The organism is Stenotrophomonas sp. YJH_SMC_122 (assembly GCF_059369535.1).
Genome location: NZ_JCAFST010000022.1, coordinates 21,018 through 30,958 on the forward strand (window position 1 = coordinate 21,018; position 9,941 = coordinate 30,958).

Sequence of the window (9,941 nt, forward strand, 5' to 3'; positions counted from 1 at the left end):
CCGCCGCTACTGCACAGACAGGATCGTCAATGCCGCTTGATGTTTTTGTGAAGCCGTCGTGGAATCCACGTCAGCGCAGGGCAGCCTGCGGCCTTTCGTCCAGTTGCGGTGCTTCCTCGTCCAGCAAGCGGTTGAATTCGTCCGACGGCAGCGCCTGCGAGATCAGGAACCCCTGCACCTGGCTGCACCCCAACTGCCGCAGTGCGGCGAGGTCGGCATCACTTTCCACGCCCTCAGCCACGATGGTCAGGCCCAGCTGGTTGGCCAGTGCGATCACCGTCGACAGGGTCAGGTGCAGGGCCGGGTCACGGGCGCAGCCACTGACCAGCGCGCGGTCGATCTTGACCTCGGTGAAGGGGGTATTGACCAGGTTGTGGACCGAACTCAGGCCCTGCCCGAAATCATCCTGGGCCAGGCCGAAGCCCTTCATGCGCAGCCGGCAGGCACCGGCATAGAAGTCGCTGACGTGCCGCGTGGTGCTGTTCTCCATCAGTTCGAAACACAACTCGCCGGGCGTGCCGCCGTGGGCCAGGGTCAGCGCCAGCAGCTCATCGGGCAGGTCCGACTGCTCCAGCAGATGAGGCGGCAGGTTGATCGACACCGGTACCCGGAAGCCTTGCTTGCGCCAACGCGCCTGTGCGCTGATGCTGGCCTTGAGCATCATCCGCAGCAGGTCGCCCTCCAGCCCGTAGCGGCAGATCGCCGGCAGGAAGCTGCCGGCAGCCAGCGTGCCCAGCTGCGGGTGGCGCCAGCGCACCAGTGCTTCGGCCGCCACCACCCGTCCGGAGTGCAGTGACTTCTTGGGTTGGAACCACGCTGTCAGGCTGCCATCGGCCATCGCCTGGCGCAGCTGCGACGCATCCGGTTCGGGAACTGCCGCTGCCGCGAGTGAGGGGGCCTTGCCGGTGGCCGGGCGCGCCTGCGCCAGCGCCTCGAACAGGGCGTCCACGTCGGCGGCCGCCACCGGCTTGGGCAGCAGGCCGATCACATCCAGCCCCAGCGATTCGGCCATCAGCCGTGCCGAGGTCATCATCCGCCGCGGGGCCGCGCTGACCACGGCAAGGCGCGGCGGGCGTGGTTGCGCCGCCAGTGCCTGGATGAACTGGATGCCGTCCTGCCCGGGCATCAGCAGGTCACTGACCACCAGGTCGTAGGGCTGGCAGGCACACAGTGCGATGGCGGCATCCACGTCTTCGCAGGCATCGACCTGGACACCGGTGCGGCTGCCGAACAGGTTTGCCAGGAAACCACGCTGGAAGGGCTGGTCTTCCAGGATCAGGACGCGCTGGGTCATGCGGGGTCTCCTTGGCGCAGGGCGGTGAGCGCCTTGCGCAGGCGGGCGATGTCGATGGGTTTGCTGAGGTAGCCCTGCATGCCACTGGCCAGGCAGCGCTCGCGCTCTTCGGCGGTCGCATTGGCGGTGGCGCCGATCACCGGTACCGGGTTGCCGTCATCGCGCAGCTGGCGGGCCAGCGCGTGGCCGTCCATGCGCGGCATGTTGATATCGGTCACCACCAGATCGAAGCACTGCTCGCGGCACCGCTGCAGCGCCTCCATGCCATCCTGTGCCAGCTCCACGTCGCAGCCGAGGGTGCGCAGCTGCTCGGCCAGGATCACCCGGTTGATCGGGTTGTCCTCGACGGCCAGCACGCGCAGGCCCAGAGGCATCGGTGGTGCCGTGCGCGTGGCCTCCGGCTGCGCCCCACGCTGCTGCTGCACGCTGGCGAGCGCTTTGCCGATCGCGGTCATGCCGTGCAGGGTCACCACCAGGCTGCCATCGGCGGCAGTGATCGGCTGGTCACCGCCCTCGATCGATGCCACCACGCGCGGGCCCGACCAGGCCAGCGGCATCCCGGCTTCGCCATCCATCAGGATCGCGCCGTCATGGTCCAGCAACGCCGGGTCGCCAAGCAGGGGCTGCGCGTTGGCGCCCCACCGACACAGCCAGCCACAGGCACTGTCGACCAGCTCGCGGTCGCGGCCGCGCACCAGGATCGGTGGTTCCGGCAGCAGTGTGGGGCCATCCTCGGCAACGGCCAGCACCGGCAACGGCAGGCGGACGCTGAAGCTGCTGCCCAGCCCGGGCTCGCTCACCACCTGCAGCTCACCGCTCATCAGGCGTACCAGGCGGTCGCTGATGGACAGGCCCAGGCCGGTGCCCTGCGCGCTGGCCGCGCCGCGGACCTGGCGGAACGGTTCGAACAACCGCGCCTGTTCCTCCGCAGCGATGCCCACGCCGGTATCGGTCACCTGCCAGGCCAGCACGCTCGATTCACCTTCGCGCTGCACCTGGCGCACGCGCAGTACCACCCGGCCATGCTCGGTGAACTTGATCGCGTTGCTGAGCAGGTTGCCCAGCACCTGGCGGATGCGGTCGGCATCACCGAGCACCCGTGTCGGCAGGCGCGGATCGGTACAGACCAGGATCTGCAGGCCCTTGCAGGTGGCCGACGCGGCGAAGCTGCGCAGCACGCTCTCGGTCAGCTCGCGCGGCGAGAACGCCGTCGGCTCCAGGCTGAGCTGTCCTGACTCGATCTTGGAAACATCCAGCACATCGCTGATCAACTGCAGCAGCACCGACGAGGAACTCTCGATGGTGCGCAGGTACTGCGACTGCCTGGCGTCCAGCGAGGTGTGCCCCAGCAGCTCCAGCGTGCCCAGCACGCCATACAGCGGGGTGCGGATCTCATGGCTCATGGTGGCCAGGAACGCGCTCTTGGCCTGGTTGGCCGCATCGGCGGCCTGGCGTGCCGACGACAACGCGGCCTGGGCCTGGCGGTGCCTGGAAATGTCATGGAAGACGCACAGCAGCACGTCATCGCCCTGGTAGCGGCAGGCCGCGTGCAGCACCTGCAGCTGGCGCCCGTCGCGGGCGGTGAATTCAAGTCCACGCCCGCGTTCGCCGGCATGTCCGCGCCATGGTGCCTGCCAGTCGCTGTGTTCGCCTTCGTCGCCGAGCCAGTCGCGCAGCAGCTGGTTGGAGAGCAGCAACGCGCGGTCGCTGCGGCGCAGGACGCAGATGCCGACCGGCGCCATGTCGATCACCGTCGAACTGAAGTCCAGGTTCTCCAGCAGGCGGCGGTGCTGCTGCAGGGCTGGCTGGATCAGCTGGAGGTCCACGCGATGCCGTAGCAGGCGCAGCGCAACACCGGCCAGCAGCAGCAACAGCACGCAGACCAGCAGGGGCACGGCCAGGTCGCCCAGCAGCAGCTGCGGCGGCAGGTGGTAGACCAACCGCCAGCCGTCATTGCCGACACTTTTCACCAGCGCCACGCCGCGCGGCAGGCCGCCGCTCCACAACGTGCCGAAGCTGTCGTCCTGGCGCTCCCGCAGGGTCTTCCAGCCCGCACCATCCAGCCGCGGCGCCTGGCTGGACAATGCAGGCTGCCCCGCACGGTCGAGCAGCGCATAACCGCCAATGCCCTGGCCGTCGATCATGCTCGCCGCCGCCGCGCCATCGAGCAGCAGCACCAGCCACTGCGCCGGTTGGGGGCCCGCCTGTACCGGCTGCGCCAGCGCAACGCCACTGCCACCCGGCCGCAGCCAGTACACCGGGTCTGCACCCTCGAGGCTGCCGCTGCGTGCCTGCAGCGCACGCAGCGATGGCAGGTGCACCAGGTCGACGTCAACCTCGCCCCCGGCCAGCCAATGCGCGCCGTGTGCATCGATCAGCAGCAGGTGCGTCTGCAGTGCCCGCAGCGTGTGCTCGGCGCGTGCTGACAGCAGCAGCCGTAGGCCCGGCTGGCCACCGGGACCATCCAGCGGCACCTGGCGCACGCCCTCGCTGTCTGCGGCCGGTGCATCCGGGTTGCCGGCCAGCACCGAATCACCCAGGTAGCGCAGCAGGGCTTCGCGCTGGTCGAAATAGATCTGTGCCTTGTAGGCCGCTGCATTCATCTCGCGGCGATGGGTCGAGATGTCTTCGGTGAATGCCGTGAGCAGGTAGAACCCGGCCGCGGCGGCCAGGCAGATGAAGACGCAGACGGTCAGGCAGCGCAGCAACACCGACGCGGTGGTCGATGGCACGGCCTGCTGCAGCGAAGGGCGGGGAAAGCGGAACATGCAACGATGCTAGGGAGCGGCGCTGACAGCGCGGAATCAGCTGTTTCCTAAAATCCCCCGCTGGCCGGTCAGGCCGGAGCCTGCGCGTGGGTACCGTTCAGGCGGCGGAAAAGAGAACCCCCGCCGAAGCGGGGGTCTCCTGTATCGGCGCTGGCCAGGCACTTACAGAGCGCTGCCACCGAACTTGTGGGTGTACTGCAGGTTGATCGTGCGGCCGACGCTGTCGAACCAGGACACGTCGTAGTACGGGTAAGCGGTGTAGGTACGGTCCTTCGGCGGCATCTTGTTGAACACATTGACCACCGATAGCGACAGGCGCGAGTGGTCGTCGAAGCGGTACTGCAGCGAGGCGTTGTAGCGATAGGTCGCCTTCACGTACGGGCTGTCGCCGCTGTCCCAGTCGAACACCTGGTCGTAGCTGTCCGAGGTCGGCAGCTTGCCCAGGCGCGAGCCGTACACCGTTGCCGACCACGCATCCTTCTCCCAGGTCACGCTCAGGCTGGTCTTGGTGCGCGGAATGTCGAAGCCACTGTTGACCGCGAACTGGTCTTCGGTGCGGTCGCCGGGGTAGCGCTGGAAATCATGCTTCTTCACCCAGGTGTGCGTGCCGTTGAAGATGAAATCGCCGATGCCCGTCTGCAGGCGATAGCGCAGGCCGACGTCGATGCCGGAGGTGGATTCGCGGGCGACGTTGATCGGCTCCACGCGCACGCCATACAGGCGTCCGTCGTTGCTGCGGGTGATGCGGGCGAGCGCGTCCACGCAGGTCGGCGCATTGATGTCGGCGCTGCCCAGGCGGCAGTTTGCTTCGTTGGCCAGGAGCGTGCGCACGTCCATGTCCTGCACCTGGTTGCGCATGTCGATGTCAAACCAGTCCACCGACAGGTCCAGGCCGATCGCCGGCGACCAGACGAAGCCGGCACTCCACGACGTGCTGGTTTCCGGGTCGAGCTGGCGGTTGCCTGTGCGGCTGCGGATCAGGTTGCGCTCGTAATCGGAACAGTCGCTGGCTTCCTCGAGGCGGCAGGTGTACAGATCCTCGGCGCTGGTCTCGTCGTTGCCCGGTCCGGCAAACACATAGTGCAGGTCCGGTGCACGGAATGCGGTGCCGTAGGAGCCGCGCACCAGCAGGGTATCGATCGGGCGCCATTCCAGGCCGCCGCTCCAGGTTGCCTTGCCGATGGTGTGTCCGGAATAGCGGTACTGGTCGTAGCGGCCCGCCACGCTCAGGTTGACCGTGTCGTGCAGCGGCATGCGCAGCTCCGCAGCCGTCGCCCAGCGGTTGCGCGAGCCCTTGCCGTCCGAATCCTTCCAGCTGTAGTAGTAGTACCCGGTCGCCAGCGGATCGGGGTTCAGCGAGTAGGCCTGCTGGCCCACTTCTACGGTCGCGGCAAACCCGGCGTCGCCCCCCGGCAGGGCGAACAGGGCCGAGTTGGTCAGGGTGAATGCCGCCGTCTCGGTGCGCGACTTCGGCGTGTAGGTGGTACGCGCGGCGATCGAGTCGTACTCGGCGCGGGTCAGCGGCCGGTACAGGCGCGACGGATCGGCGTTGTAGACCGGGAAACCGTCGTCATCCACGCCCAGCTGCGGGCCCAGGAACAGGTCGTTGGCCTTGGCGGCAATGATCTGTGCCCAGCTGATGCGCGACTGGTACTGCGAATGGCTCAACGCCGCTTCGTAATCCCAGCTGCCAATCAGCTTGCCCTTGAAGCCGGTGGTCACGCTGAAGGTCTTCTGCGTGCTGCGCACCATGGCGTTGCGCAGGCCGCCCATTTCCTCGGGCGAGAACTGGCGCTGCCAGAACTCGATCTCGCCAGTGGCTTCGTTGTTGAAGTAACCCGACTCATCACCGTTGGCATCCATGCGGCCCCACTGGGTGACGTCGCGCATCAGCGACATCGTGTGGTAGCCCAGCTGCACGTCGGCGAACCACTGCTGGCCATTGTCGAAGTCATGGCTCAGCGACGCGTAGCCGTTGGCACCGCGGCGCTTGCTGAGGATGGTGCCGTAGCCGATCGAGCTGTCGCTGCCGCAGTAGTAGCCGTACTTCGGGCGGTAGGCGCGATAGGTGCTGCCCTGGTTCTGGCCGGACAGCGCTTCGCAGGTGGCGGCGCCCGGGTCCAGGTAGTCATCGTTGTAGTCGGTGCGCAGATAGGCGCGGCGCGCGATGCGCGAACCCTCGGTGGGGCCATCCTGGGTCGAGTCCTGGATGTCGCGCTCATAGGCCCACAGCGGGGTCTGCGACTGCAGCTCGACGCTGTACACGGCGTTGAAGTTGCCGCGGCTGAAGCCGCTGGCCAGGCTCATGTCGAACGACTCGCCACCGCCTTCGCTGGTGGTGCCCATGCGCATGTCGATCGTGGTGCCGTCGGCCTTCTTCTTCAGGATGAAGTTGACCACGCCGGCGATCGCGTCCGAGCCGTAGATGGCCGAGGCGCTGCCGGTCAGCACTTCGATGCGCTCGATCATGCCCAGCGGGATGTTGGAGACATCGGTGAAGTTGCTGCGGCCCTTGAACGGCATCGGGAAATCGGCAATGCGCCGACCATTGACCAGCACCAGCGTGTGGTTCGGGCCCAGGCCGCGCAGGTCCACCTGCTGGGCGCCCGGCGAGAAGTCGGCGCCACTGGAAGACTGCTGGCTCTGCGTCTCACCGCCGTTCTGGGTCATCGCACGCAGCACGTCCGGCACGCTGGTGAAGCCACTGGAGCGGATCTGCTCGGCGTTGATCACCGTGATCGGAGCGGGGCCTTCCACCTGGGCGCGCGGAATGCGCGAGCCGGTGACCTGCACCGCGTCCAGTTGCTGCACCGAAGAGGAAGCCGGTGCCTGGGCCGCCGCGGAAGCAGCCACGCCCATCAACGCCAGCTGGATCGACCACGCCATCGCCTGTCTACGCATGAGGAATTCTCGGAAAAGAAGCCGGCCCGCAGAGGAGGGGCCCTGTCCCCCATTCAGACTTCCGGAATGGGCGCGCGCATTTAACGCCTTTTTCATGTCCTTGACTACTGGGCCCCTATCTGGCAAAGAGTGAAAATGCTTGCAAGTCGATTTTGTTCAGGGAGATCAAGATGCGACGCCTCGACCGCACCCTGCCTGGCCCCTTCGCCTGGCTGGCGCTGCTGGTGCTGGGCTGGCCATTGGCCACGCCCGCGCAGGACCTGCAGGGCCCCGGCTTCGCCTATTACGAAGTCGGCGATCTGGAATCCCCGCGTCCCGGTCCGCGCGCGCCCGCCATGATGCTGATGGGCGGTGGCGAGTGGGTACCGGAGGCGTTCCAGTGGTGGCTGAAGCAGGCCGGCAATGGCCGTGTGTTGATTCTGCGCGCCTCCGGTGGCGACGAACTGCAGGACCGCCTGTACCGCGAGATCGGCGGCACCACCGCAGTGCAGACCCTGGTCTTCGACAGCCGCCGCGGTGCCGATGATCCGGCGGTGCTGCGCGTGGTCGCTGCGGCCGATGCCATCTTCATTGCCGGCGGCGACCAGTCCCGCTACATCCGCTTCTGGAAGGGCACCGCACTCAACCGCGCACTCAACGCCCATGTGCGCGCCGGCAAGCCGATTGCCGGTACCAGCGCTGGCCTGGCCATCCTCGGCGGCTATGCCTATGGCGCCATGGATGGCGGCAGCATCACCTCGGCCGGTGCGCTGGCCGACCCGATGGGCAGTGCCGTGACCCTGGACAGCGGCTTCCTGCAGATGCCCTACCTGCAGCGCGTGGTCACCGACACCCATTTCGACAAGCGTGACCGGCTCGGTCGCCTGATCGTGTTCGTGGCACGTGCCGCCCAGGACAGCGGCGACCCTGACATCGTCGGCATCGGCGTCGATGAGGACACCGCCCTGTGCGTTGAGCCCGATGGCCGGGCCCAGGTCTACAGCGCGGATGGCGAAGGCAAGGTGTGGGTCGTCAGCCCCGGCCGCGGTGCCGACCGCCTGGTGGAGGGCGAGCCACTGCGCTTCCATGCGGTGCCGGTGACGGTGGTGGCCAGCGGCAGCCGCATGCGGCTGGATGATTTCCAGGCCGAGGCCGATTACCAGGCCGTGGCCGACGTCAGTGACGGCGAGATTGAAGTCGTCCGCCAGTGATCTTCCTTCGCGGTAGTGCCGGCCGCTGGCCGGCAACCCGTCTGTCCTGATGCGACCGGTGCCGGCCAGCGGCCGGCACTACCGGTGCAATCCTCTCACTACACCTTCTGGAGACGTCCCTGATGAAACTGCGCCTGGTGCTGTCCGCGCTGCTGTCCCTGCCGTTGCTTGCCCAGGCCGCCCCGGCCGCCTCGCCGTTGCTGGTCATCCACGGCGGTGCTGGCGTCGAGCGCAAGGACCTGTCGCCGGCTGAGGAGAAGGCTGCGCGCGACGCGCTGCGCGCGGCGCTGCTGAAGGGCCATGCCGAACTGGCGGCCGGTCGCCCGGCGCTTGCAGCCGTCGCTGCGGCAATCACCGTGCTGGAGGACGATCCGACCTTCAACGCCGGCAAGGGCGCGGTGTTCACCCATGACGGCCACAACGAACTGGATGCCGCGGTGATGGACGGCGCCACCCAGGCTGCAGGTGCGGTGGCTGGCGTGCAGCGGGTGCGCAACCCGATCCTGCTGGCCCAGACCGTGATGCAGAAGTCCAGGCACGTCATGATGGTCGGGCAGGGTGCCGAGGCGTTCGCGGTGGAGCAGGGCATCACCCTGGTCGATCCATCCTACTTCCGTACCGACAAGCGCTGGCAGCAACTGCAGCGCGCATTGAAGGAAGAAGCCAGTGGCCAGGCGCACGCCGACCTGGAGACCGCAAGGCACTTCGGCACGGTGGGCGCCGTTGCGCTGGATGCGCAGGGGCAGCTTGCCGCCGGCACCTCCACCGGTGGCATGACCAACAAGCGCTATGGCCGTGTGGGTGATTCGCCGATCGTCGGCGCCGGTACCTGGGCCGACGCGGGCTGCGCGGTATCGGGCACCGGTTGGGGCGAGTACTACATCCGGACTGCGGCCGCGCACGAGATCTGTGCGCGCATCCGCTACCAGCGGCAGACGCCGGAGCAGGCCGGCAGGGGCGTGATCAACGAGATGATTCCGAAGATGGGCGGCGACGGCGGCGCGATCGTGCTTGCCGCAGACGGAAAAATGGCCATGCCGTTCAACACCCAGGGCATGTATCGGGGCTGGATCGGCGCCGATGGCGTCCCCCATGTCGCAATTTTCGCCAGCGAGACCCTGCCGGTCCCTGGGCAATAACCTTGCGTATCAATGGGTTTGCGACAACGTGTGAAAAAGATGGAAAAAAGCGTTGACAGCCCCCCGCCCGATCAGCAGAATAAGCGGCTCACCACCACACACCGCAACGCTTCGGCGGCAACGGGATGGGGTGGTAAGGAGGGATACCCAAGCGGCCAACGGGGGCAGACTGTAAATCTGCTGGCTTACGCCTTCGGTGGTTCGAATCCACCTCCCTCCACCAGTTTCACGTTGTGACATTCCCGGCGCGGGAGTAGTTCAATGGTAGAACCTCAGCCTTCCAAGCTGATGGTGCGGGTTCGATTCCCGTCTCCCGCTCCATTGAATGAACTTTGAATATTATCGAGTTCATGTCATAATGCAAAACTCGGCTCACGTAGCTCAGTCGGTAGAGCACTTCCTTGGTAAGGAAGAGGTCGAAGGTTCGATTCCTTTCGTGAGCACCATCTTAAGCATCACCTCTCAGACGAATTCGAGATAAGCAGCCATGGCCAAGGGTAAGTTCGAGCGCACCAAGCCGCACGTCAACGTCGGCACCATCGGTCACGTCGACCACGGCAAGACCACGCTGACCGCCGCACTGACCAAGATCGGTGCCGAGCGCTTCGGTGGCGAGTTCAAGGACTACTCCTCGATCGACGCCGCGCCG

6 protein-coding genes and 3 tRNA genes are annotated in these 9,941 nt (G+C 66.8%); 6 read left to right on the plus strand and 3 right to left on the minus strand.

All coding sequences use genetic code 11. The features are described 5' to 3' along the window. Positions 1-70: 70 nt before the first annotated feature. The 3 genes from AC5P66_RS19490 to AC5P66_RS19500 form a co-directional block, all read right to left on the minus strand. Positions 71-1,294, minus strand: coding sequence for an EAL domain-containing response regulator (locus AC5P66_RS19490; protein ID WP_099494649.1), 1,224 nt, complete (start codon positions 1,292-1,294; stop codon positions 71-73). Beyond that, entirely contained in the window at positions 1,291-4,062 is a 2,772-nt protein-coding gene (locus tag AC5P66_RS19495) for a response regulator (RefSeq protein WP_495216567.1), read from the minus strand. Before AC5P66_RS19495 ends, AC5P66_RS19490 begins: the two co-directional genes overlap by 4 nt. 162 nt (positions 4,063-4,224) lie before the next feature. Next, positions 4,225-6,963, minus strand: coding sequence for a TonB-dependent receptor plug domain-containing protein (locus AC5P66_RS19500; RefSeq protein WP_164284287.1), 2,739 nt, complete (start codon positions 6,961-6,963; stop codon positions 4,225-4,227). Positions 6,964-7,133: 170 nt separating this feature from the next. Between AC5P66_RS19500 and AC5P66_RS19505 the strand changes: the two genes are divergently transcribed. The 6 genes from AC5P66_RS19505 to AC5P66_RS19530 form a co-directional block, all read left to right on the plus strand. After that, a complete protein-coding gene (locus AC5P66_RS19505) occupies positions 7,134-8,153 on the plus strand; it encodes a cyanophycinase (RefSeq protein ID WP_099485630.1) in 1,020 nt (339 codons plus the stop codon). 122 nt (positions 8,154-8,275) lie between these two features. Then, entirely contained in the window at positions 8,276-9,292 is a 1,017-nt protein-coding gene (locus AC5P66_RS19510; RefSeq protein ID WP_099494647.1) for an isoaspartyl peptidase/L-asparaginase family protein, read from the plus strand. 137 nt (positions 9,293-9,429) lie between these two features. Beyond that, positions 9,430-9,515, plus strand: a tRNA-Tyr gene (locus tag AC5P66_RS19515). A 24-nt stretch (positions 9,516-9,539) separates the two neighbouring features. After that, positions 9,540-9,613, plus strand: a tRNA-Gly gene (locus tag AC5P66_RS19520). A 49-nt stretch (positions 9,614-9,662) separates the two neighbouring features. Further along, a tRNA-Thr gene (locus AC5P66_RS19525) sits at positions 9,663-9,738 on the plus strand. A gap of 41 nt (positions 9,739-9,779) precedes the next feature. Further along, positions 9,780-9,941, plus strand: a 162-nt coding sequence (locus AC5P66_RS19530; RefSeq protein ID WP_353761873.1) for a GTP-binding protein, incomplete at its 3' end; no start/stop codon positions are given.

Excerpts from the sequence above, each read along its gene's own strand:
- AC5P66_RS19490 (WP_099494649.1), bottom strand. The coding sequence starts at position 1,294 with ATGACCCAGCGCGTCCTGATCCTGGAAGACCAGCCCTTCCAGCGTGGT.
- AC5P66_RS19495 (WP_495216567.1), bottom strand. The coding sequence starts at position 4,062 with ATGTTCCGCTTTCCCCGCCCTTCGCTGCAGCAGGCCGTGCCATCGACC.
- AC5P66_RS19500 (WP_164284287.1), bottom strand. The coding sequence starts at position 6,963 with ATGCGTAGACAGGCGATGGCGTGGTCGATCCAGCTGGCGTTGATGGGC.
- AC5P66_RS19505 (WP_099485630.1), top strand. The coding sequence starts at position 7,134 with ATGCGACGCCTCGACCGCACCCTGCCTGGCCCCTTCGCCTGGCTGGCG.
- AC5P66_RS19510 (WP_099494647.1), top strand. The coding sequence starts at position 8,276 with ATGAAACTGCGCCTGGTGCTGTCCGCGCTGCTGTCCCTGCCGTTGCTT.